Source organism: Crenobacter intestini (assembly GCF_004919095.1).
GTDB lineage: Bacteria > Pseudomonadota > Gammaproteobacteria > Burkholderiales > Chromobacteriaceae > Craterilacuibacter > Craterilacuibacter intestini.
In genome coordinates this window covers 1-21,592 of record NZ_STGJ01000019.1, presented here as the reverse complement: position 1 = coordinate 21,592, position 21,592 = coordinate 1, and the positions used below count along the sequence as shown (strand labels likewise).

The window sequence follows — 21,592 nt, the reverse complement described above, 5'->3', positions numbered from 1 at the left end:
TGGCTCGCGCCACCGCCTTGCTCCGGGCGTCGCCCGTTCAGGGCATCGCCTTGAGCGCCTTCTTGTTCTTGGGCAGCACGACGCGCTCCTTGTCGGACGGGCGCCACAGCACCAGGAGCTTGCCGATATGCTGGACCTGGGCGGCACCCAGCTCGTCGCAGATCTGCTCGAACATGGCGACGCGGGCGTCGCGGTCGTCGCCGAGCACGCGAACCTTGATCAGTTCGTGCGCGTCGAGGTTGATCGCGATCTCGCGCATCACCGACTCGGTCAGGCCGCTGTTACCTATCATGACGACAGGCGAGAGTCCGTGCGCCAAACCCTTCAGGTAGGTGCGCTCGAACGAGGAAAGTTCGATTTTCATGGTCAGGCTCGCAAAGCAAAACGGGATTCTACCCAAAAGCGGCGGGCTTTGCCCATGTCCGTGTGTGGAAAATATCAGATAAACAGGGACTTGCCGCCCGGAACGGCGGCTTGGACAAGATATGAAGAGAAGCAAGAGCAGCAACGCGTGGCTCGCCGAGCATGTGAACGACCACTGGGTGCAGCAGGCGCAGCGCGACGGCTACCGCGCACGCGCGGCGTACAAGCTGTTGGAAATCAACGAGAAAGACAAGCTGATCCGGCCGGGCACGGTGCTGGCCGACCTGGGCTCGGCGCCGGGCAGCTGGTCGCAGGTCGCCGCGCGCATCGTCGGCGACAGCGGCCGGGTGTTCGCGCTCGACATCCTGCCGATGGACCCGATCGCCGACGTGCAATTCATCCAGGGTGACTTTCGCGAAGACGAGGTACTCGCCGAATTTGTCGATTTGCTGGGCGGGCGCGAGCTCGACCTTGTAATATCGGACATGGCACCCAACATGTCAGGCATGAGCGTCACCGACCAGGCGCGCAGTTTTCTACTTTGCGAACTGGCGCTGGAATTTGCGCGCGAACAGCTGAAACCCGGCGGCCATTTTCTGGTCAAGGTATTTCAGGGCAGCGATTTCCAGCCTTACCTCCAGGCGATGCGCGAGGTCTTCACCGAAGTGGTGACGCGCAAGCCCAAGGCTTCCCGCGACCGGTCGACCGAAATCTACCTGCTGGGCAGGGGACGACGCTGACATTGCGGGCGCTGCAGATTACAATCGAAATGACTAAACTGGTTTTAACCGTCAGGGCATACAGGAGTCCGCTCGCGTGAACAACATCGGCAAGAATATCGCCATCTGGGTCATCATCGGTTTGGTGCTGATGACTGTGTTCAACCAGTTCAACAAGCGCCAGGATACGCAGAACCAGATCGAATATTCGCAGTTCGTCAGCGATGTCGAGTCGGGCAAGATCCAGTCGCTGACCATCGAGGGCGACCCGCTGCGCGGCCAGTGGCTGAAGGGCAAGCGCACCGACGGCTCGGCGTTCAGCACCTTCGCGCCGTTCGACTACCGGCTGGTCGACGACCTGGTGAAGAACAACGTCCGCTTCGGCGCCAAGCCCGAAGAGCAGCCGTCGATGCTGATGAGCATCTTCATCAGCTGGTTCCCGATGCTGCTCTTGATCGGTGTGTGGATCTTCTTCATGCGCCAGATGCAGGGCGGCGGCAAGGGCGGCGCGTTCTCGTTCGGCAAGAGCAAGGCGCGCATGCTCGACCAGGAATCCAACACCATCACCTTCGCCGACGTCGCCGGCTGCGACGAGGCCAAGGAAGAGGTGAAGGAAATCGTCGACTACCTGCGTGACCCTTCGCGCTACCAGAGCCTGGGCGGCCGCATCCCGCGCGGCATCCTGCTCGCGGGCTCGCCGGGTACCGGTAAGACCCTGCTTGCCAAGGCGATCGCCGGCGAAGCCAAGGTGCCATTCTTCAGCATTTCCGGTTCCGACTTCGTCGAGATGTTTGTCGGCGTCGGCGCGGCGCGCGTGCGCGACATGTTCGAGCAGGCGAAGAAGAATTCGCCGTGCATCATCTTCATCGACGAGATCGACGCGGTCGGTCGCCAGCGCGGCGCAGGCCTCGGCGGCGGCAACGACGAACGCGAGCAGACGCTGAACCAGCTGCTGGTCGAGATGGACGGCTTCGAGACCAACTCGACCGTGATCGTGATCGCCGCGACCAACCGTCCGGACGTGCTCGACCCGGCGCTGCAGCGCCCGGGCCGCTTCGACCGCCAGGTGGTGGTGCCGCTGCCGGACATCCGCGGCCGCGAGCAGATCCTCGGCGTGCACATGCGCAAGGTGCCGATCGCCGCCGACGTCAACGCCGAAGTGATCGCGCGCGGTACGCCGGGCTTCTCCGGCGCCGACCTCGCCAACCTGATCAACGAGGCCGCGCTGTTCGCCGCGCGCCGCAACAAGCGGCTGGTCGACATGGAGGACCTGGAGTCCGCCAAGGACAAGATCATGATGGGCGCCGAGCGCCGCTCGATGGTGATGACCGAGGAAGAGAAGAAGAACACCGCCTACCACGAGTCCGGCCACGCCGTCGTCGCCAAGCTGCTGCCCAAGTCCGACCCGGTGCACAAGGTGACCATCATCCCGCGCGGCCGTGCGCTGGGCGTGACCATGCAGCTGCCGGAACAGGACCGCTTCTCCTACGACCGCGGCTACCTGCTCGACCGTATCGCCATCCTGTTCGGCGGCCGCCTTGCCGAAGAGCTGTTCATGCACCAGATGACCACCGGCGCGTCGAACGACTTCGAGCGGGCGACGCAGATGGCGCGTGACATGGTGACCCGCTACGGTATGAGCGACAAGCTCGGCCCGATGGTGTATGGCGAGAACGAGGGCGAGGTCTTCCTTGGCCGCTCGGTGACCACCCACAAGAACGTGTCCGAGGCGACCATGCAGCAGGTCGACGCCGAGATCCGCCGCATCATCGACGAGCAGTACGCGCTGGCGCGCAAGCTGCTGGACGACAACCGCGACAAGGTCGAGGCGATGACCGCCGCGCTGCTCGAGTGGGAAACCATCGACGCCGACCAGATCAACGATATCATGGACGGCAAGCCGCCGCGTCCGCCCAAGCCGGGTAGCGGTTTCACCCCGCGCAGCGACGACAAGCCGACCACGCCGCCGCCGGCACCCAGCGCGACCCCCGCGCAGGAGCTGTAAGCGTTTCATCCCGCGGGGCGGCAGTCTGACTGCCGCCCCGTTTTTTATTTGTCTTTCCGCTTTGACCCTATGCAGACGCTTTCCTGCGGGCGCTACGCGCTCGACCTCTCCCGCCCCGTCGTGATGGGCATCGTCAACGTGACCCCGGATTCCTTTTCCGACGGCGGCCGCCACCACGCGCCAGAGCAGGCGCTCGCGCACGCGAGGCGGCTGATCGGCGAGGGTGCGGCGCTGATCGACATCGGCGGCGAGTCGACCCGCCCGGGGGCGCCTGCGGTGAGCGTGGACGAGGAACTGGCGCGGGTGATGCCGGTGCTGGAACTGGTCGGCGCGCTCGGCGTGCCTGTCTCGCTCGACACCCGGCGCACGGAGGTGATGCGCGCGGCGCTCGCGACCGGTCTCGTCGACCTGATCAACGACGTGAGCGCGCTGGAGGATGATGGCGCGCTGGAACTGGTCGCCGCAAGCGACGTCGCCGTCTGCCTGATGCACAAGCAGGGCAACCCGGACTCCATGCAGCACGCGCCGGCCTACGGCGACGTGGTCGACGAGGTCGGCGGCTACCTCGCACGGCGCGTCGCGCTATGCGTCGACGCCGGCATTGCGCGGACGCGCTTGCTGGCCGACCCGGGCTTCGGCTTCGGCAAGACGCTGGCGCACAACCTCGCGCTGTTGCGCGGGCTTGGCAGGGTGGGTGCCGCGGCCGGCGTGCCGCTGCTCGCCGGCCTCAGCCGCAAGTCAATGCTGGGCGCGATCACCGGCGAAGTCGACCCTGCCGCGCGCTTGGGCGCCAGCGTCGCCGCCGCGCTAGAGGCTGCGAGGGGCGGCGCGCGTATCTTGCGCGTGCACGACGTGCAGGCGACCTGGCAGGCGCTGGCGGTGCAGGCGGCGCTCACGGCTGACGCCGGCGATGCGGCGTGAGAAAATCCTTTTTTCGGACAAGACAGGCGTAAGCGATGAGCCGTAAATATTTTGGTACCGACGGGGTACGTGGCGAGGTCGGGCGTTTCCCGATCACGCCGGAATTCGTGATGAAGCTCGGTTACGCGGCAGGCAAGGTGCTGGTACGCCACGACGCCGGCCACCGCCCGCATGTGCTGATCGGCAAGGACACCCGCATCTCGGGCTATATGCTCGAGGCCGCGCTGCAGGCGGGCTTCACCGCCGCTGGCGTCAACGTGCTGCTGACCGGCCCCTTGCCGACGCCCGGCATCGCGTATCTGACGCGCGCGCTGCGCCTGGAAGCCGGCGTGGTGATCTCGGCGTCGCACAACCCCTTCTTCGACAACGGCATCAAGTTCTTCGCCGAGGGCGGCACCAAGCTCGACGACGCGCTCGAACTCGAGATCGAGGCGATGCTCGAGCAGCCGATGGAGACGGTCGGCGCGCGCGAGCTTGGCCGTGCGCGGCGCATCGACGGCGCCGCCGAGCGCTATATCGAGTTCTGCAAGAGCAGCTTCCCCAACGAGCGCGACTTGAGGGGCGTCAAGCTGGTCGTCGATTGCGCCAACGGCGCGACCTACCATATCGCGCCCAAGGTGTTCCACGAACTGGGCGCCGAGGTGGTGGTCATCGGCGGCGAGCCGGACGGCTTCAACATCAATGAAAAGTTCGGCGCGACCTATCCCAAGACCTTGCAGGCAGCCGTGCTGCAGAACGAGGCCGACTACGGCGTCGCGCTGGACGGTGACGGCGACCGCCTGATCATGGTCGACCGCCGAGGCCAGGTGTACGACGGCGACCAGCTGATCTACGTGATCGCCAAGGCGCGCGCGGCGCGCGGCGAGCTCAGGGGCGGCGTGGTCGGCACCGTGATGACCAACCTGGCGATGGAGCTCGCGCTCAAGGCGCGCGGCATCGAGTTCGGCCGCGCCAAGGTCGGCGACCGCTACGTGCTCGAGATGCTGCACGCCAACGGCTGGCAGGTCGGCGGCGAGGCGTCCGGCCACGTGCTGGCGCTGGACAAGCACACCACCGGCGATGGCATCATCTCGGCGCTGCAGGTGTTCGCGAGCCTGGCCGAACTGGGCCGTGACCTGTCCGAAGTGTGCCGCGACTGGCAGCCCTTCCCGCAGAAGCTGATCAATGTGCGCCTGAAGGGGCAGGACTGGCGCCAGGCGTCGGCCGCGATGCTCGCCGAGGCGGAGGCCGCGCTCGCCGGCCGTGGCCGCGTGGTGCTGCGCCCCTCCGGCACCGAGCCGGTGGTAAGGGTGATGGTCGAGGCCGACAGTGAATCGCTCGCCGGCGAGTGGGCCGGCAAGATCGCCGCGGTGATCGAGGCCGCGGCCTGATCATTTTCCGTGCGCGAAGACAAAGGCCCGCTAGATAGCGGGCCTTTGTCATGGAGCTTGGAGGTCTCAGGGCTTGGCAGCTGCCGGCTGGGCCGCCGGCGCCGGCGCGTCGCCACCGACCAGCTCGTCGATGTCGATGTCTTCCTCGTCGCTGTCCTTGGGCAGGGTGGTGCCGACCTGCTTGGCTCGCATCTGCATGTACGCGTCGCGGGTGAAGGTGTACGCGTCGAGTGAAGCTTCGTCGATCTGCTCTTCGAGGCCGAGCAGGCGCTCGCGCTGGCTGACGCCGTACAGCCCGTAGAAGGCGGCGGCTTCCGGCGTGTTGTGGTAGACCAGCTGTTCGGGGCCTGGCATCGAGAACGACAGGCCAAGGCCCGAGCCGTCACGCACCGTCGACGGGCCGAAGAAGGGCAGCACCAGGTAGTCGCTCTGCTTCCAGCCCCAGCTGGCGAAGGTGTCGCCCAGCGTGGTCTTGTTGTCGGCAAGGCCGGCCGGCGTCGCGATGTCGATCAGGCCAAACAGACCGAAGGTCGAGTTCAGCGTGAAGCGCATCAGGTCGTTCAGCGCCTTCTCCGGCTCGGCACGCAGCGTGTTGTTAAACAGGCTGTAGAAGTCCTTGAGGTTCGCGTAGAAGTTGCTGACGCCGGTGCGCACCGGGCTTGGCGTCACCGCGCGGTAGCCTTCGGCGACCGGCTTGAGCAGGTTGCGGTCGAGTGCGCTGTTGAAGCCGTACACCTTGCGGTTGAACGGCTCGTACGGGTCGTACGGGTTGTTCGGGTTGCTGGCGCAGGCCGTCAGCAGCGCGCTGGCGACGAGCACCGGCAGCAGGCGGCGGGCGGGGGTCTTCATGCGGTGAGCTCCTCGACCAGGGTTTCGGCGCCGTACAGGCGGGCCAGGCTTGCGAGCGTCGGCGGCGCGTGCTCTACCCGCAGCCGCCCGCCGCGTTTGGCTTGTACGCGTGCAAGTTCAAACAGGAGCGACAGCGCGGCCGAGTCGCACTGGGTGACGGCCGCGAGGTCGACGGTCAGCGTGCCGGACGTGGCTGCCGCGCGCACGCGCGGCAATTGCGGCGCGATCTCGAGCATGGTCAGCGCGCCGGACAGCGCGAGCGTCACATCCGCCATCAGGCGGCTCCCCGCGTGAGCTTGGCGTTCTTGTCCTGCAGCGCGCGGATCAGCCCGTCGATGCCGCCCTTGCGAATCTCGTCGCCGAACTGGTTGCGGTAGACGGTGACCAGGCTCGCGCCTTCGACGCTGACGTTGAACACCTTCCAGCCGGCGGCGGTCTTGTACAGCACGTAGTCGATCGCGACCGGCTTGTTATCCTTGCTGGAGGGCACCACCACTTCGGAGCGCACCGTCGCCTCGCGGCCCTCGTTGTTGAGCAAGACGTTGGGCTTGACGTCGATCTGCGCGTTCTTGAAGCGGGTCATGGTGCCGGAGTAGGTGCGTACCAGCATGGTCTGGAACTCGCGCGTCAGCGCCTGCTTCTGCTCGGGCGTCGCGTCGCGCCAGCCGCGGCCGACCGCCAGCGCGGTCATGCGGGTGAAGTCGAACTTGGGGATGACCAGCGCTTCGACCTGGCCGCGGACCTTGGCGGTGTTCTTGCCGTCTTCCTTCTTCAGCATGTCCAGCACCTGTACGGAGGTGTCCTGGATCAGCGACTGCGGGGTGTCGCTGGCCAGCGCGGGGGCGCAAAGCCCGAAGAAAACCAGTGCGGCGATCAGATACTTTTTCATGTCAATGCATCCACTCGGTGGGTTGTCGTTTTTGGATTCAGTTTAAGTGCTGCGGCAAGCTGGCGCTCAGGGCTGCTTGCTGTCCTGGCCGCTGCCTTCGGCGAAGCTGGTCATGAACTTGCCGATCAGCTGTTCGAGCACCATCGCCGACGAGGTGATCGCGATGCGGTCGCCCGGCTTCAGGTCTTCCTCGTCGCCGCCCTGCACGAGGCCGATGTACTGCTCGCCGAGCAGGCCGGCGGTCAGGATCTCGGCGCTGGTGTCGCGGCTGAACGCGTACTGGCTGTCGATCGCGACGTTGACGCGGGCGAGGTAGTTCTTGGTGTCGAGCGCGATGCCGGTGACGCGGCCGACGACGACGCCGGACGCCTTGACCGGCGCCTTGACCTTGAGCCCGCCGATATTGTCGAACTCGGCGTACAGCGTGTAGGTCTTGTCCGCGCCTTGCGGGGTCAGGTTGGCGACCTTCAGCGACAGGAAGGTGACCGCAGCGAGGCCGATGGCGACGAAGATGCCGACCCAAAGGTCGATGGTTGTGCGTTTCATACCCGTTTATCCGATAACTGTCAGAACATGAAGGCGGTCAGGACGAAGTCCAGCGCCAGGATGACCAGGGCCGAGGTCACCACCGTACGGGTGGTGGCGGCCGATACGCCGGCCGCGGTTGGCGTCGCGTCGAAGCCCTCGAACACCGCGATCAGGGTGACGGCGGCGCCAAAGAACAGGCTCTTGATCATGCCGTTGACCACGTCGACGTGCAGGTCGACGTTGGCCTGCATCTGCGACCAGTAGCTGCCGCCGTCCAGCCCGATCAGGATCACCCCGACGTAGTAGCCGCCGAGGATGCCCATCACGTTGAAGAGCGCGGCGAGCACCGGCATCGACAGCACGCCGGCCCAGAAGCGCGGCGCGACGACGCGGGCGATCGGGTTGACCGCCATCACGTTCATCGCGTCGAGCTGTTCGGTGGCCTTCATCAGGCCGATCTCGGCGGTCATCGCCGAGCCCGAGCGGCTGGCGAACAGCAAGGCGGCGAGCACCGGCCCCAGCTCCCTCAAAAGCGACAGGGCGACCAGCGCGCCCAGGGCGTCGGCCGAGCCGAAGCGCACCAGCGTGGTGTAGCCCTGCAGGCCGAGCACCATGCCGACGAACAGGCCGGAGACGACGATGATGATCAGCGAAAGGACGCCGGCGAAGTAGATTTCGCGGATCACCAGGTGAAAGCGGGTGAGGCTCTGCGCCGAGTTCATCAGGATCGCGAAAAGGAAGCGGCTGATGAAGCCCAGGCGGCGGACCGCCTCGATCACCCAGTGGCCGAGGCGGGCAAACGGTGCGAGCAGTGCGTCAAGCATGGGCGTCTCCCAGGCCTAGGTCGGCCGACAGGGTGGTGGTGGCCGGGTAGGCCAGGTGCACCGGGCCGTCGGCCTCGCCGCGCACGAACTGGCGCACCCACGGCGAAGCGGACGCGCGGACTTCGTCCGGCGTGCCCTCGGCGATCAGCGTGCCGCCCGCGACGAAGTACACGTAGTCGACGATGTTCAGCGAGCGCTCGACGTCGTGGGTGACCATCACCGAGGTGGTGCCCAGCGCGTCGTTGAGTTTCTTGATCAGGTGGGCGATCGCGCCCAGCGAGATCGGGTCGAGACCGGTGAACGGCTCGTCGTACAGCATCAGCTGCGGGTCGAGCGCGATCGCGCGTGCCAGCGCGATGCGCCGCGCCATGCCACCGGAGAGTTCGGACGGCATCATGTCCTGCGTGCCGCGCAGGCCGACCGCGGCAAGCTTCATCAGCACCAGGTCGCGCACCATGGCGTCGGGCAGGCGGGCGTGTTCGCGGATCGGGAAGGCGACGTTGTCGAATACCGACAGGTCGGTGAACAGCGCGCCGAACTGGAACAGCATGCCCATGCGGCGGCGGTGCTCGAACAGTTCGCGCTCGCTCATGTGCTCGACATGGCGGCCGTCGACGATGATCTCGCCCTGCTGCGGTGCGACCTGCCCCGAGATCAGGCGCAGCAGCGTGGTCTTGCCGCTGCCGCTGCCGCCCATGATGGCGACCAGGCGTCCGCGCGGGATCTTGAGGTTGATGCGCTCGAGGATGGTTCGCTCGCCGTAGGCGAAGCTCACGTCCTTAAGCTCGATAAAAGGGGCTGTGTCCACTGTGTTTTCGTTGCGAGAAAGGCGGGCGGATCAAGGCCCAAAGCCCGCCATTCTACCCGCCGCAGCGGTTGCCGGCCAATGGCGGGCAACAAACGGCAACAATGCTGTTGCCGGTTTGCTGCACCGCACAGCCGAATCAGACGCCGCGCAGCAACTCGTTGATGCTGGTCTTGGCGCGGGTCTTGGCGTCGACCTTCTTGACGATCACCGCGCAGTAGAGGCTGTGGCTGCCGTCGGCGGCGGGCAGGTTGCCGGAGACGACCACCGAGCCCGGCGGGATGCGGCCGTAGCTGACTTCGCCGGTCTCGCGGTCGTAGATCTTGGTGCTCTGGCCGATGTAGACGCCCATCGAGATCACCGAGCCCTCGCCGACGATCACGCCCTCGACCACTTCCGAGCGCGCGCCGATAAAGCAGTTGTCCTCGATGATGGTCGGGTTCGCCTGCAGGGGCTCGAGCACGCCGCCGATACCGACGCCGCCGGAGAGGTGCACGTTCTTGCCGATCTGCGCGCACGAGCCGACCGTCGCCCAGGTGTCGACCATGGTGCCCTCGTCGACGAAGGCGCCGATATTGACGAAGGACGGCATCAGCACGGTGTTCCTGGCGATGAACGAGCCCTTGCGCACGACGGCGCCCGGTACCGCGCGGAAGCCCGCTGCCTGGAAGTCCTGTGCGTGCCAGTCGGCAAACTTGGTGTCGACCTTGTCGAAGTAGCGGCTGACGCCGTCGTCCATCAGTGCGTTGTCGCGGATGCGGAACGACAGCAGCACGGCCTTCTTTGCCCACTGGTTGACGACCCACTCGTCGCCCTGTTTTTCGGCGACGCGCAGGTGACCGTTGTCCAGTTCTTCGATGACCTGGCCGATGGCGGCCTTCAGTTCGTCCGATACAGTGGCCGGGGTGATGGCGGCGCGGTCTTCGAAGGCGGTTTCGATCAGCGATTGCAGCGGATGCATATGGTTGAGTCCTTTGGCTAGATGGATGGCGACCGTCATGGTGTCTCGTCTGTAACGGGTTATTGGTAGTTTTGGCGGGTAAAGCGCGCGATGCGGTGGGTGGCTTCGGTGCACTCGGCAAGCGGCGCGACCAGCGCGATGCGGATATAGCCGCGGCCGGGGTTGCCGCCGTGTGCGTCGCGGGCGAGGAAGCTGCCGGGCAGCACGGTCACGTGCGCTTCTTCAAACAGCGCGCGGGCGAAGGCGGCGTCGTCGTCCACGGGCACTTTCGCCCACAGGTAGAAGCTGGCGTCGGGGCGGCTGACTTCGAGCGCCCCTTCGAGCAGCGGCAGCACCGCGTCGAATTTTGCCTGATACGCGTCGCGGTTGGCCCCGACATGCGCCTCGTCGCCCCAGGCGGCGATGCTGGCGGCCTGCACGGGCAGGCTCATCGCGCTGCCGTGGTAGGTGCGGTACAGCAAGAAGCGCTCGAGGATCTGCGCATCGCCGGCAACAAAGCCCGAGCGCAGCCCCGGCGCGTTCGAGCGCTTGGAGAGGCTGGTAAACATCACCAGCCGCTGGTAGCCGCGGCCAAGCTTGTGCGCCGCCTCGAGTCCGCCCAAGGGCGGCGTGCCGAAGTGGATCTCGGAGTAGCACTCGTCGGAGGCGATCACGAAGCCGTAGCGGTCGGACAGCGCGAAGAGTTCGCGCCAGTCTTCCAAGTCCATCACCGCGCCGGTCGGGTTACCCGGCGAGCACACGATCACCAGCTGGGTGCGTTGCCAGGTCGCCTCGTCAACGGCAGACCAGTCGGGCAGGAAGCTGTTGCCCGCCGTGCAGTTGACATAGAATGGCTGGGCGCCGGCGAGCAGCGCCGCGCCCTCGTAGATCTGGTAGAAGGGGTTGGGCGAGATCACAACCGCGTCGCGGCTGCGGTCGACGACGGCCTGCACGAAGGAGAACAGCGCCTCGCGGCTGCCGTTGACCGGCAGCACCTCGCGCGCAGCATCAAGCGTGACGCCGTAGCGGCGAAACGCCCACCCCGCGCAGGCTTCCCTCAGCGCGTCGCTGCCCAGCGTCGCCGGGTAAGCGGACAGCCCATCCAGATTGCCCACCAGCGCGTCGGTCAGCAGCGCCGGCGTCGGGTGCTTGGGTTCGCCGATCGACAGGTTGACGTGCGCGAGTTGCCCGTTCGGGCGCGCGCCGGCGAGCAGCGCGCGCAGGCGCTGGAAAGGGTAGGGTTGCAGACGGTCGAGATCCGGGTTCACGGTAGGCCTTCGCTGTGCACTGCCACAAAAGCTGATCATCTTATGAAATGAATATGAATCTTGCAAAGCAAAAGCGGCTCGCCGTCGCCTGCCTCCTGACCACCTCGCTGGTGTGGGGGCTGATGTGGCTGCCGATCCGCGCGCTGCAAGCGGGCGGGGTCGGCAACTGGACCACGTCGCTGTGCATCTATCTCGTCGCGACTTCGCTCGGCCTTGCGCTGTTCTGGCGCACCTACCGCGAAAAGTTTCGCTTCTCCCTGTCGTTGTTGCCGCTTTTGTTCGCGTTTGGTTGGTGCAACTTCAGTTACGGCTGGGCGCTGACCGAGGGGCCGGTGGTGCGTGTGCTGTTGTTCTTCTACCTGTCGCCGCTATGGACGGCGCTGTTCGCCCGCGTATTGCTCGGCGAGCGGCTGACCCGGACCGGCTACGGCGTGGTCGCCCTGTCGCTGGCGGGGGCGCTTGCCATCCTGTGGCGGCCGGGGGTGTTCGCCGGTGAAATGCCGTTGAGCCATCTGTACGAGTGGCTGGCGCTCTCCGGCGGCATGGCGTTTTCGCTGGGCAATGTGCTGAGCCGCCGCTCGACGCACCTGCCGCTGCCGGTGAAGTCGGCGACGATCTGGCTGGGGGTGGCGATCTTCGCCGCCGGCGCGCTGTCCTTGAAGGGGGAGCTGGGTTCGGTGCTGGAAGTACCGCCGCTTGGCTGGGCGGTGATCGGCGCGCTCGGCGTGACCTTGCTGTGCACCAGCGTGCTGTCGCAGCACGGCGTGTCGCTGCTGCCGGCAAGCCAGGTGACCGCGCTGATGCTCTCCGAGCTGGTGTTCGCCGCGGCGTCGGCCTGGCTGATGGCCGGCGAGCCGGTGCGCGGCAACGAGTGGCTGGGCGGCGCGCTGATCATAGTCGCGAGCCTGTTTTCCGGGCGGATGAGCCGCCCGGCGCGGCAAGAGGCGGCGCCGCGAACCACTGCTCAGTAGTGCGGCGGGATCTCGTCGCGCAGCGAGCCGGACGTGGCACCATCGTCGCCGCCGCGCTGCGTCTGCCGGTACAAGAGGCGCAGTTGCTCCTGCAGCAGGTCGAGCTCCTGCTGCTGGCGCGCCAGCGTCTGGCTGAGCGCGTCGACCGTGTCGTCCAGCCACGCGGCGCGGATCTCCAGCTCGTCGGCACGCCGCTGGGCGTCGCGCGCGGCGAGCCAGTTCTCCAGCTGGGCGACCCGGTACGGCCGCCCGAACAGTCGGTAGAGTTCGACCCAGTCTTCGGCCGCCATCCAGCGCACGCCGTCGCGCGTTTCAGTCCGTTCAGGCTGAAAGGTCCAGTTGCCCAAGTGCGAGGCGACCCCTGCGATCAGCTCGATGGCGGTGCCGTCGTCTGCCGCAAAGCGCGCGAAGTGCCGGCTGCGGTAGGACGGATGCGGCGTGACGGGGAGCGGCTCGGCGATGGCCAACAGGCGCGCCTCGGCCTGCGCGAAGTCCTGTTCGCTGACCACCAGGTCGAGGTCGTGCGGCGCGGCTTCCAGGCCCAGCGTGTAGAGCAGCACGCTGCCGCCGACCCCCCAGGCGAGTCCATCGAGCAGCGGGGCGACCTTGTGCGCGAGCGCGAGCGGGGCGCAAGTCTTCATGTGTTGTCCTTAAGGGTTTACAGAACCATCGCCGCCACCCAGCCGGCCGCCATCAGCGGCAGGTTGTAGTGCAGGAAGGTCGGGATCACGGTGTCGCGGATATGGTCGTGCTGGCCGTCGACGTTCAGGCCGGCGGTCGGCCCCAGCGTCGAGTCGGACGCGGGCGAGCCTGCGTCACCTAGCGCGCCCGCGGTGCCGATGATGGCGACGGTCGCCAGCGGCGAGAAGCCGAGTGCCGCGCACAGCGGCACGTAGATGGCGGCGATGATGGGCACGGTCGAGAACGACGAGCCGATGCCCATGGTGACGAACAGGCCGACCAAGAGCATCGCGAACACCGCCAGCGCGCGGTTGTGGCCGAACAGTTCGGCCGACGCGGTCACCAGCGGCGCGATCTCACCGGTCGCCTTCAGTACCTCGGCGAAGCCCTGCGCGGTGATCATGATGAAGCCGATCATCGCCATCATCTTCATGCCCTCGGTGAACACGTCGTCGGCGTCGCGCCAGCGTACCACGCCGGTCGCGATGAACAGCAAGAAGCCGACCAGCGCGCCCATGATCATCGAGCCGGTGTAAAGCTGCACCGAGAAGGCGGCGACGATGGCGGCAAGCGCGGTGGCGAGCGACTTGCGGCTGACCTTGGCGTGGGTGCGTTCGCTCTGCTCGATGCGGCCCAGGTCATAGTGGCGGGGCTTCCTGTAGCTGACAAACAGCGCGACCAGCAGGCCTGAGAGCATGCCGGCTGCGGGAATGGCCATCGCGTGCATCACGTTGACGCCGGAGACGTCCATCCCCGCCTTGGCGATATTGGCCAGCAGGATCTGCTTGAGGAAGATGTCGCCGAAGCCCACCGGCAGCAGCATGTACGGGGTGACCAGGCCGAAGGTCATCACGCAGGCGACCGCGCGGCGGTCGAGCTTCAGCTTGGCGATCACGAACAGCAGCGGCGGCACCAACAGCGGGATGAACGCGATATGGATGGGGATCAGGTTCTGGCTAGAGACGCTGACCAGCGCGAGCACCAGCAGGAGGCCCCATTTGAGCGTACCTGCCGCATGGCCGTGCTGCAGGCGCGCAAGCGCCGCGTCGGCCAGCGCGTGCGGCAGGCCGGACTTGGCGATGGCGACCGCGAACGCCCCCAACAGCGCGTAGGAGAGCGCGACCGACGCGCCGCCGGTGATGCCCTGGTTGAAGGCGGCGAGGGTGTCGGCGAGCGTGAGGCCGCCGGCGAGGCCGCCGGCGATCGCGCCGATCAGCAGGCTGATCACGACGTGGGTGCGGGCCAGCGACAGGCCCAGCATCAAAAGGACGGCAAGCAGGACGGCGTTCATGGTGTGCTCGTTCGCAAAATCGGGATCCATTCAGGGTAACGGCGGCGGCGGCTCCCTGTCGAGATCGCGAGCATGTACTTTCAAGAAAGTGCCTTGCGCACGTAAAGGTCGAAGCGCGTCGACTTGCCCTCGATCACCACACTGGGCCTGGGCCCTTCAATCGGCGCACCCAGGCGCGGCCGCTTGACGACCACCCGCTTGTCGGCGGCGCCGATCGCCGCCTGCAGCAGCGCCGCGCTGTCCAGATCGTCGCCGATCACCTGCTGGAACGCCTGCATGTCCTTCTTGGCCGCCGCGCTCTTCTTGTCGGTGTCCGGGAACATCGGGTCGACGAACACCACGTCGGGCTTGTCCGCGTCGGCGAGGCTGGCGAGCCAGGCGATGGCGTCGGCGTGCACCAGCGTCATCCGCGCGGCGATGTCGGCGGTGGCGGTGTCGCGCGCGGCGCGCCCGATCGCGTCGAACAGCAGCGCGCACGCCACCGGCGAGCGCTCGACGAGCGTCACCCGGCAGCCCAGGCTCGCCAGCACGAAGCTGTCGCGGCCGAGGCCGGCGGTGGCGTCGACGACGGTGGGCAGCGTCTTCGCGCTCTTGAGGCCGATCGCGCGCGCGACCGGTTGGCCGCGGCCGCCGCCCTGTTCGCGGCGGTGCCGCGCGGCACCTTCGACGAACTCGGCGTACACCGCGCCGTGCTTGCCTTGCGTGCACAATTCCAGCCGCTCGTAACCGAGCTCCAGCCAGTAACCCGCCTCGGGCACGGCCGAGCCCCACTCGAAACCGAAGCGGTCTATCAGTTCTTGTGCGTAGTCGCGGCGCTCGGGCGCGCGCAGGATCAGGGGCAGGGCGGGCATGGCGGTATGGATAGTGGTTCAGGGTGCGCACGATAAGCGAGTGCACCGTCCGCGTCTAGCATAAGGCATGGATCGCCTGGCTGCCTTCTGTCTGGGCATCGCGCTCACCGCGCTGTTGCCCGCCTTGCCCTCGTCCGCCGTCCTCCTGCTGGCGCTGCCGGTGCTGCTTTTGCTGTTTGCGCTGGCACCCGTGGCGAGGACGCGCTGGCTTGCCAGCGGCGCGTGGCTGCTGGCCGCCTGCCTGCTGGGGTTCGCGTGGGCGGCGTGGCGCGCGGAGCTGAGGCTTGCCGATGCGCTGTTGCCCGCGCGCGAGGGCGTGCCGACCGTGGTGGTCGGCGAGGTCGCGTCCTTGCCGGTGGCTGGCGAATTTGCCACGCGTTTTCGGCTGCGGGTACTGGCGGCACCGCCGGGTGTACCGGACACCGTGCTGGTCAGCGACTACCGGCGCCGGGCATGGCCGGCCGGCAGCGTATGGCAGACCACGTTGCGGCTGCGCGCGCCGCGCGGTGTCGCCAACCCGGTCGGCTTCGACGCCGAGGCGTGGTACTGGAGCGAAGGCATTGGCGCGACGGCGACCGTCGGCAAGGCGCGCGAGCCGATGGGCGAGGCGCCGTGGTGGCGCGCCGGCGTCGACCGCGTGCGCGAGGCCGCGCTTGCGCGCATCCGCCGGGAGCTGGGTGAAGGCGACTCGGCGGCGCTGATCGGCGCGCTGACCGTCGGCGCGCAAGGCGCGCTGTCGCCCGGGCTGTGGCAGACCCTCAGGCAGACCGGCACCGTGCACCTGATCAGCATCTCCGGCGTGCACGTGACCATGCTCGCGGCGCTTGCCGCGTGGCTCGCCCTCGCGCTTACGCGGCGCTTCGGTGGCGGCGCGACGCCCAGGGTGTGGGTCGCGCTCGCGGCGCTGGCCGCCGCCTTGCTCTACAGCGCGCTGGCGGGGTTCGCGCTGCCGACGGTGCGTACGCTGCTCGCGCTGTCCGCGGCGACGCTGTTCTTGCTCGCGCGCCGGCAGACGGGCGTGTTCACCGTGTGGTGGGCGGTGCTTGCGCTGGTGCTGCTGGTCGACCCGTTCGCGGTGCTGGCGCCGGGGGTGTGGCTGTCGTTTGGCCTGGTCGGTGCCTTGCTGTGGGGCGGCTTCGGGCGCAAGCCGCAGTCGGGCTGGCGACAGGCGCTCGCCGGGCAGTGGGCGATCGCGCTGGTGTCGCCCTTGCCGCTTTTGTGGCTGTTCGGCGAATTGCCGCTGGTGTCGGCGCCGGCCAACCTGGTCGCCATCCCGTGGGTGACGCTGTTGCTCGCGCCCTTGTCGCTACTCGCGCTCATCCTGCCGTGGCACTGGCCGCTCGCCGCGTGCGGGCACCTCGCCGAAGCGTTCGTGTGGGCGATGCAGGGCTTCGCGCAGTTTCCGCAGTGGTCGCCGCCGGCCTTGCCGCCGCCGCTATTGTTGCTGGCGCTGCCAGCGGCGCTGTTGCTGTTGTTGCCGCTGGGCGTGGGCTGGCGGGCGCTGGCCGTCTGCCTGTGGCTGCCTTTGTTTCTGTGGCGGCCGCCGTTGCCGGCGCCGGGGGAAGTGGAGGTGCGGATGCTCGACGTCGGGCAGGGGCTGTCGCTGCTGGTGCGCACCCACGGCCACACGCTGCTGTACGACACCGGCGCGGGGGACGCCGCGCGCGTGCTGCGTCCGCAACTGGTCGCGCTCGGGGTGCGGGCGCTTGACACGCTCGTCCTGTCGCACGACGACGCCGACCATGCCGGCGCCGCGCCAACCTTGCTGGCGACCTTTGCCGTACGGCAGGTCGTCGCCGGCCAGCCGGAGCGCCTCGCCGCGCGCAAGGTGGCGCGGGCGCAGCCTTGCGGGCGCCGCTCGTGGGTGTGGGACGGCGTGCGCTTCGACTTGCTGCCGGGCGAGGCGGGCGCGGCGGACGACAACGCGGCGAGTTGCTCGCTGCGGGTGGCGACGATGTCGCGCGCCTTGCTGGTGACAGGCGATTTGCCGCAGGCCGCCGAAGAAACCTTGGCCGGGCGCTATGGGCGGGCGCTCGCGTCGGACGTGTGGGTGGCCGGCCACCACGGCAGCCGCACTTCGAGTTCGGCCGCGCTTCTGGGAGTGGTGCGCCCGGCGTGGGCGCTGGTGAGTGCCGGCTACCGCAACCGCTACCGTCATCCGCACGCCGAGGTGCTCGCGCGCTTCGGCGAGATGGGCGTGCGGGTGAAACGCACCGACCTGGACGGCCAGTTGACGGTGCGGCTGGGGGAGACGGTGACGGTCGGGGCGTGGCGCGCCCAGGCGCCGCGCTACTGGCGGGCCGGCGCGAGCGAGCCGTAGAGCTCGCCGAAGGCCTGCGTCAGCTTGTGGCGCGCGTCGAACCAGGGCATCGGCGTGCACGCCTCGTGCGACTCGCGCACGCGCACCGACGCGGGCAGTGGCGGGTCGAGCACCGGCAGGCCGTCGGCGCGCAACTGCTCGACCAGCCGCCTGGGCAGGCTCGCCCGCGGCTGGAACTGGTTGACGACGATGCCTTCGATCTCAAGCGTCGGGTTATGGTCGGCGCGGATCTCGGCGACGTTGTCGATCAGCGCGAGCAGCGCCTGGCGCGAGAAAGTGTCGCAGTCGAAGGGGATCAGGCAGCGGTCGGCGGCGATCAGCGCCGAGCGGGTGTAGAAGTTGAGCGCGGGCGGGGTGTCGATCCACACCTCGTCGAAATGCCCGTCGAGGCTGTCGAGTGCCTCTTTCAGCTTGAACATCTTGTAGCGCGACTCGAGCTTGCCCATCATCTCGGAAAGTTGCGGGTGGGCCGCGAGCAGGCTCACGCCTTCGAACGGCGTCGGACGCACGAATTCCAGCGGCTTCTTGCCGAACAGGCTGATGCTCAGCATCTGCTCGAACAGGCCGGCGGCGCCGCTGGCCGGGTCGCTCTCTAGCTCACCTGTCAGGTAGTGGCTCGCGTTGCCCTGCGGGTCGAGGTCGACCACCAGCACCCGTTTGCCCCGGCATGCGGCACTCGCCGCCAGGTTGACCGCGATCGTCGACTTGCCGACGCCGCCCTTCTGGTTGAACACCACCCTGCGCATAAGCCTGCCCTCCTGAGGGGGCGAGGCTCAGTTGCCGCTTGCCCCGCACACGTATTCGTACTGGTGGAAGCTTGCCGAGTTCTTGACGATCGGCATCGCTCTGATCTGTTTGTCATTATACGTGTACGGTGTGCCGATCTGGCGACCGTTTTCGTCGAACAGCGCGACGCCGGAGAGCCTGACGGTGCGTGCCTGGCAGTCGACGATCCACTGGTTGATCGAGACCTTGTGCGGCGGCGTGTTGAGGAAGTTTTCCTTGCGCGGGTTGAACACGGTCTTGCGGCCGCGGAAGGAGAACTCGCGGTCGCCGACCTTGCGGATGCTCAAGCCGTCGATCTCGTGCAGCACGTTGCCCGACGGCGATACGCCAAGGTTGTGCCAGTCGGCGTTGGCGACCGGCTTGGACGGTACGCTCGGCCGCTCGGTCGGGGTGCGGGTGGCGCAGCCGGCGAGCGCGAGCGCGGCCAGCGAAGCGAGTAGGGTGTATGTACGCATGTGGACCTCCGTTGGACGGCGAGTCTCGCACAAACCGGCGGCTAGGTCAGCCCGCCGCCTTTGGGTCCGAGGCGTTTCGCGCATACAATGGGCCGCTTTCAGCCCTCCTTAAAGGTGCGCCCGGCCCATCATGCGCGAAGCCCTGGATATCCTGCACAAGCTGTTCGGCTACCCCGCCTTCCGCGGCGACCAGGCCCGTATCATCGAGCGCGTCGCCGGCGGCGGCCATGCGCTGGTGTTGATGCCAACCGGCGGCGGCAAGAGCCTGTGCTACCAGATCCCCGCGCTGATGCGGAGCGGCGTCGCTGTCGTCGTCTCGCCGCTGATCGCGCTGATGCAGGACCAGGTCGCCGCGCTGACCGAGCTTGGCGTCGACGCGGCCAGCCTCAACTCGGCGACGCCGCTCGACGAGGCGCGCCGCATCGCCGCCGGCGCGCGCGCGGGCACGCTCAAGCTCTTGTACGTCGCGCCGGAGCGCCTGCTCGGCGGGCGCTTCCTCGAATTTCTCGAAGGCGTTCCCGTCTCGCTGTTCGCGATCGACGAGGCGCACTGCGTGAGCCAGTGGGGGCACGACTTCCGCCCCGAGTACCAGCAACTGGGCGTGCTCGCCGAGCGTTTCCCTGACGTGCCGCGCGTCGCGCTGACCGCGACCGCCGACGCGCGCACCGAGGCCGATATCGTCCATTTCCTGCGCCTGGAAGGCATGCCGGTATTCCGCACCAGCTTCGACAGGCCGAACCTCTTTTATCAGGTGGTCGAGAAACACGAGGCGAAGAAACAGCTGCTCGCGTATATCCAGCGCGAACACCGCGACGAGCCGGGCATCGTCTACTGCCTGTCGCGCAAGCGGGTCGAGGAGTTCGCGCAGTGGCTGTGCGACAACGGCGTGCGCGCGCTGCCCTACCACGCGGGGATGAGCCACGAGGCGCGCGAGAAGAACCAGCGGGTGTTCCTGCGCGAGGACGCGGTGGTGATGGTGGCCACCGTCGCCTTCGGCATGGGTATCGACAAGCCCGACGTGCGCTTCGTCGCCCACGTCGACATGCCGAAGAGCCCGGAGAACTTCTACCAGGAGTCCGGCCGCGCCGGGCGCGACGGCCAGCCTGCGGCCAGCTGGCTGTGTTACGGGCTGAACGACATGGTGCAGCTCACTCAGATGATCCTCGCCTCCGAGGCGCCGGCGCTGCAAAAGCAGGTGGAACTGGCCAAGCTCGACGCGATGGTCGCCTTCTGCGAGACGGCCGAATGCCGGCGCGTGCAGATCCTCGCCCACTTCGGCGAGACCATCCAGCCGTGCGGACATTGCGACAACTGCCTGCACCCGCCGGCGACCTTCGACGCCACCCAATCGGTACAGAAACTGCTCTCTTGCGTGTGGCGGGTCGGCCAGCGCTTCGGCGCGCGCCATGTGGTCGACGTGCTGCTCGGGCGCAGCAACCAGGCCATCGTCGACGCTGGCCACGACCGGCTGTCGACCTGGGGCATCGGCCGCGAGCTGACGCAACGGCAGTGGCGCTCGCTGGTGCGCCAGCTGGTCGCGCGCAAGATCGTCGCCATCGACGTCGCGCGCGGGCAGTCGCTGGTGTTGACCGAGGCGAGCCGGCCCATCCTGCGCGGCGAAGAGCGGGTCCACCTGAGGGTGCTGGTCGACGACACGCGCAGCCGCACCAGCGCGGGCGAGACCTGGCTGCGCACCGAGCGCGAGGAGCGGCTGTGGCAGGCGCTGCGCCGCTGGCGCAAGTCGGTCGCCGACGAGCACAACGTGCCGGCGTACGCGGTGTTCAACGACCGCACCCTGCGCGAGCTGGTCGAGCAGCGCCCGCTGAGCGCGCATGCGCTCAGGCGCATCTACGGGCTGGGCGAACTCAAGCTCGCGCGCTACGGCGATGCGCTGCTCGAGTGCCTGCAGGGGGCGGCCGGCGACGACTGAGGCCGCTCGACGCGTACGGCAAATCCGTTACAATCGATTGGAATAAAAATTAACCCAATCGGAGAAACTGTCATGGCTGTCAACCTGTCCGTCCCCGCACGCGAGGCATTGCGCGCGGTACCCGGTGTCACGCTGGAAGTCGCCGAGGCCGGCATCAAGAAGCCCGGCCGCAAGGATTTGCTGGTGATCACCCTGGACAAGGGCAACACCGTCGCCGGCGTGTTCACGCAGAACCGCTTCTGCGCGGCGCCGGTCGTCGTCAGCAAGGCGCACCTGGACGCCGGCGTGCAGATCCGCGCGCTGGTGGTCAACACCGGCAACGCCAACGCCGGCACCGGCGAGCAGGGCCGCGCGAATGCGCTGGCGGTCTGCGCGGCGCTGGCCGAAGAGCTTGGCTGCGCGCGCGAGCAGGTGCTGCCGTTCTCGACCGGGGTGATCCTCGAGCCGCTGCCGGTAGACAGGCTGATCGCCGGCCTGCCGACCCGCCGGGCGGCCGACTGGCTGGACGCGGCGAACGCGATCATGACTACCGACACCCAGCCCAAGGCGGCCAGCCGCACCTTGCAGCTTGGCGGCCGCGAAGTGGTGATGACCGGCATCGCCAAGGGCGCCGGCATGATCCACCCGAACATGGCGACCATGCTCGGCTTCGTCGCGACTAACGCGACGGTGACCCGCCCGGTGCTGCAGCAACTGGTGCGCGAGGTCGCCGACGTGTCGTTCAACTGCATCTCGGTCGACGGCGACACTTCGACCAACGACAGCTTCATCCTGATCTCGACCGGGCAGGACGCCGACGCGCTGATCGACTCGGCCGAACATCCGG

Annotated in this window: 22 protein-coding genes; 8 read left to right on the top strand and 14 right to left on the bottom strand. The window is 67.8% G+C overall.

The features are described 5' to 3' along the window. Positions 1-37: 37 nt before the first annotated feature. Positions 38-364: a ribosome assembly RNA-binding protein YhbY gene (yhbY, locus tag E5K04_RS14215; RefSeq protein ID WP_136555291.1), complete on the bottom strand. Its 327-nt coding sequence runs from the start codon at positions 362-364 to the stop codon at positions 38-40. 121 nt (positions 365-485) lie between these two features. Here yhbY and rlmE point away from each other — a divergent pair, with 121 nt between their 5' ends. The 4 genes from rlmE to glmM all read left to right on the top strand — a co-directional run bounded on the left by rlmE (position 486) and on the right by glmM (position 5,378). After that, on the top strand, positions 486-1,103 hold the full coding sequence (rlmE, locus tag E5K04_RS14210) for a 23S rRNA (uridine(2552)-2'-O)-methyltransferase RlmE (protein WP_136555289.1): 618 nt from the start codon (positions 486-488) through the stop codon (positions 1,101-1,103). A 76-nt stretch (positions 1,104-1,179) separates the two neighbouring features. After that, positions 1,180-3,087 (top strand): ATP-dependent zinc metalloprotease FtsH, encoded by a 1,908-nt coding sequence (ftsH, locus tag E5K04_RS14205; protein WP_136555286.1) that lies wholly within the window; start codon positions 1,180-1,182, stop codon positions 3,085-3,087. Between the two features lie 69 nt (positions 3,088-3,156). Beyond that, positions 3,157-4,008, top strand: a complete 852-nt coding sequence (gene folP, locus E5K04_RS14200) for a dihydropteroate synthase (protein ID WP_136555284.1) — start codon at positions 3,157-3,159, stop codon at positions 4,006-4,008. 35 nt (positions 4,009-4,043) lie between these two features. Next, positions 4,044-5,378: a phosphoglucosamine mutase gene (glmM, locus tag E5K04_RS14195; RefSeq protein WP_136555282.1), complete on the top strand. Its 1,335-nt coding sequence runs from the start codon at positions 4,044-4,046 to the stop codon at positions 5,376-5,378. Between the two features lie 66 nt (positions 5,379-5,444). On the opposite strand, the gene E5K04_RS14190 is transcribed toward glmM, so the two are convergent. The 8 genes from E5K04_RS14190 to dapC all read right to left on the bottom strand — a co-directional run bounded on the left by E5K04_RS14190 (position 5,445) and on the right by dapC (position 11,481). After that, positions 5,445-6,227: an MlaA family lipoprotein gene (locus E5K04_RS14190; RefSeq protein ID WP_136555280.1), complete on the bottom strand. Its 783-nt coding sequence runs from the start codon at positions 6,225-6,227 to the stop codon at positions 5,445-5,447. Next, positions 6,224-6,502, bottom strand: a complete 279-nt coding sequence (locus tag E5K04_RS14185; protein WP_136555278.1) for an STAS domain-containing protein — start codon at positions 6,500-6,502, stop codon at positions 6,224-6,226. Before E5K04_RS14185 ends, E5K04_RS14190 begins: the two co-directional genes overlap by 4 nt. After that, positions 6,502-7,116 carry an MlaC/ttg2D family ABC transporter substrate-binding protein gene (locus E5K04_RS14180; protein ID WP_136555276.1) on the bottom strand — a complete coding sequence of 205 codons (615 nt, stop codon included), beginning with the start codon at positions 7,114-7,116 and terminating at the stop codon, positions 6,502-6,504. Before E5K04_RS14180 ends, E5K04_RS14185 begins: the two co-directional genes overlap by 1 nt. Before the next feature lie 66 nt (positions 7,117-7,182). After that, positions 7,183-7,662, bottom strand: a complete 480-nt coding sequence (gene mlaD, locus E5K04_RS14175) for an outer membrane lipid asymmetry maintenance protein MlaD (protein WP_136555274.1) — start codon at positions 7,660-7,662, stop codon at positions 7,183-7,185. Positions 7,663-7,682: 20 nt separating this feature from the next. Continuing rightward, the gene (mlaE, locus tag E5K04_RS14170) at positions 7,683-8,468 is read right to left on the bottom strand and encodes a lipid asymmetry maintenance ABC transporter permease subunit MlaE (protein WP_136555272.1); all 786 of its coding nucleotides are present in this window, start codon (positions 8,466-8,468) and stop codon (positions 7,683-7,685) included. Beyond that, a complete protein-coding gene (locus E5K04_RS14165) occupies positions 8,461-9,276 on the bottom strand; it encodes an ABC transporter ATP-binding protein (RefSeq protein WP_136555270.1) in 816 nt (271 codons plus the stop codon). Before E5K04_RS14165 ends, mlaE begins: the two co-directional genes overlap by 8 nt. Before the next feature lie 136 nt (positions 9,277-9,412). Further along, on the bottom strand, positions 9,413-10,234 hold the full coding sequence (gene dapD, locus E5K04_RS14160) for a 2,3,4,5-tetrahydropyridine-2,6-dicarboxylate N-succinyltransferase (protein ID WP_136555268.1): 822 nt from the start codon (positions 10,232-10,234) through the stop codon (positions 9,413-9,415). A gap of 59 nt (positions 10,235-10,293) precedes the next feature. After that, positions 10,294-11,481 carry a succinyldiaminopimelate transaminase gene (gene dapC / locus E5K04_RS14155; RefSeq protein ID WP_136555266.1) on the bottom strand — a complete coding sequence of 396 codons (1,188 nt, stop codon included), beginning with the start codon at positions 11,479-11,481 and terminating at the stop codon, positions 10,294-10,296. Between the two features lie 53 nt (positions 11,482-11,534). Here dapC and E5K04_RS14150 point away from each other — a divergent pair, with 53 nt between their 5' ends. Beyond that, positions 11,535-12,452 carry a DMT family transporter gene (locus tag E5K04_RS14150; RefSeq protein ID WP_136555264.1) on the top strand — a complete coding sequence of 306 codons (918 nt, stop codon included), beginning with the start codon at positions 11,535-11,537 and terminating at the stop codon, positions 12,450-12,452. On the opposite strand, the gene E5K04_RS17015 is transcribed toward E5K04_RS14150, so the two are convergent. From E5K04_RS17015 to E5K04_RS14135, 3 genes are all read right to left on the bottom strand, one after another. Further along, a complete protein-coding gene (locus tag E5K04_RS17015) occupies positions 12,446-13,093 on the bottom strand; it encodes a SlyX family protein (RefSeq protein ID WP_268907638.1) in 648 nt (215 codons plus the stop codon). The genes E5K04_RS14150 and E5K04_RS17015 overlap by 7 nt on opposite strands. Positions 13,094-13,110: 17 nt before the next feature. Then, the gene (locus E5K04_RS14140; protein ID WP_136555262.1) at positions 13,111-14,424 is read right to left on the bottom strand and encodes a Na+/H+ antiporter family protein; all 1,314 of its coding nucleotides are present in this window, start codon (positions 14,422-14,424) and stop codon (positions 13,111-13,113) included. Positions 14,425-14,504: 80 nt separating this feature from the next. Beyond that, positions 14,505-15,275, bottom strand: a complete 771-nt coding sequence (locus E5K04_RS14135) for a class I SAM-dependent methyltransferase (RefSeq protein ID WP_136555260.1) — start codon at positions 15,273-15,275, stop codon at positions 14,505-14,507. Between the two features lie 67 nt (positions 15,276-15,342). Between E5K04_RS14135 and E5K04_RS14130 the strand changes: the two genes are divergently transcribed. Continuing rightward, on the top strand, positions 15,343-17,595 hold the full coding sequence (locus tag E5K04_RS14130; RefSeq protein ID WP_136555258.1) for a DNA internalization-related competence protein ComEC/Rec2: 2,253 nt from the start codon (positions 15,343-15,345) through the stop codon (positions 17,593-17,595). Here the strand turns inward: E5K04_RS14130 and E5K04_RS14125 are convergent. Both E5K04_RS14125 and E5K04_RS14120 read right to left on the bottom strand, forming a co-directional pair. Further along, positions 17,565-18,341: a ParA family protein gene (locus tag E5K04_RS14125; protein WP_136555256.1), complete on the bottom strand. Its 777-nt coding sequence runs from the start codon at positions 18,339-18,341 to the stop codon at positions 17,565-17,567. The two genes, E5K04_RS14130 and E5K04_RS14125, sit on opposite strands and share 31 nt — an antisense overlap. Positions 18,342-18,368: 27 nt before the next feature. After that, a complete protein-coding gene (locus E5K04_RS14120) occupies positions 18,369-18,836 on the bottom strand; it encodes a surface-adhesin E family protein (RefSeq protein WP_136555254.1) in 468 nt (155 codons plus the stop codon). A 130-nt stretch (positions 18,837-18,966) separates the two neighbouring features. Here E5K04_RS14120 and recQ point away from each other — a divergent pair, with 130 nt between their 5' ends. Further along, complete coding sequence (recQ, locus tag E5K04_RS14115; protein WP_136555252.1) at positions 18,967-20,766, top strand: DNA helicase RecQ; 1,800 nt, start codon at positions 18,967-18,969, stop codon at positions 20,764-20,766. A 72-nt stretch (positions 20,767-20,838) separates the two neighbouring features. Continuing rightward, the coding region (locus tag E5K04_RS14110; RefSeq protein WP_205700382.1) for a bifunctional ornithine acetyltransferase/N-acetylglutamate synthase at positions 20,839-21,592 on the top strand (754 nt) is incomplete at its 3' end.

Coding starts and splice junctions, on each gene's coding strand:
- E5K04_RS14140 (WP_136555262.1), bottom strand. CDS start 14,424: ATGAACGCCGTCCTGCTTGCCGTCCTTTTGATGCTGGGCCTGTCGCTG.
- E5K04_RS14180 (WP_136555276.1), bottom strand. CDS start 7,116: ATGAAAAAGTATCTGATCGCCGCACTGGTTTTCTTCGGGCTTTGCGCC.
- mlaD (WP_136555274.1), bottom strand. CDS start 7,662: ATGAAACGCACAACCATCGACCTTTGGGTCGGCATCTTCGTCGCCATC.
- E5K04_RS14185 (WP_136555278.1), bottom strand. CDS start 6,502: ATGGCGGATGTGACGCTCGCGCTGTCCGGCGCGCTGACCATGCTCGAG.
- rlmE (WP_136555289.1), top strand. CDS start 486: ATGAAGAGAAGCAAGAGCAGCAACGCGTGGCTCGCCGAGCATGTGAAC.
- recQ (WP_136555252.1), top strand. CDS start 18,967: ATGCGCGAAGCCCTGGATATCCTGCACAAGCTGTTCGGCTACCCCGCC.
- glmM (WP_136555282.1), top strand. CDS start 4,044: ATGAGCCGTAAATATTTTGGTACCGACGGGGTACGTGGCGAGGTCGGG.
- mlaE (WP_136555272.1), bottom strand. CDS start 8,468: ATGCTTGACGCACTGCTCGCACCGTTTGCCCGCCTCGGCCACTGGGTG.
- E5K04_RS14150 (WP_136555264.1), top strand. CDS start 11,535: ATGAATCTTGCAAAGCAAAAGCGGCTCGCCGTCGCCTGCCTCCTGACC.
- folP (WP_136555284.1), top strand. CDS start 3,157: ATGCAGACGCTTTCCTGCGGGCGCTACGCGCTCGACCTCTCCCGCCCC.
- E5K04_RS14125 (WP_136555256.1), bottom strand. CDS start 18,341: ATGCGCAGGGTGGTGTTCAACCAGAAGGGCGGCGTCGGCAAGTCGACG.
- E5K04_RS14120 (WP_136555254.1), bottom strand. CDS start 18,836: ATGCGTACATACACCCTACTCGCTTCGCTGGCCGCGCTCGCGCTCGCC.
- dapD (WP_136555268.1), bottom strand. CDS start 10,234: ATGCATCCGCTGCAATCGCTGATCGAAACCGCCTTCGAAGACCGCGCC.
- E5K04_RS14190 (WP_136555280.1), bottom strand. CDS start 6,227: ATGAAGACCCCCGCCCGCCGCCTGCTGCCGGTGCTCGTCGCCAGCGCG.
- E5K04_RS14135 (WP_136555260.1), bottom strand. CDS start 15,275: ATGCCCGCCCTGCCCCTGATCCTGCGCGCGCCCGAGCGCCGCGACTAC.
- yhbY (WP_136555291.1), bottom strand. CDS start 364: ATGAAAATCGAACTTTCCTCGTTCGAGCGCACCTACCTGAAGGGTTTG.
- E5K04_RS17015 (WP_268907638.1), bottom strand. CDS start 13,093: ATGAAGACTTGCGCCCCGCTCGCGCTCGCGCACAAGGTCGCCCCGCTG.
- E5K04_RS14130 (WP_136555258.1), top strand. CDS start 15,343: ATGGATCGCCTGGCTGCCTTCTGTCTGGGCATCGCGCTCACCGCGCTG.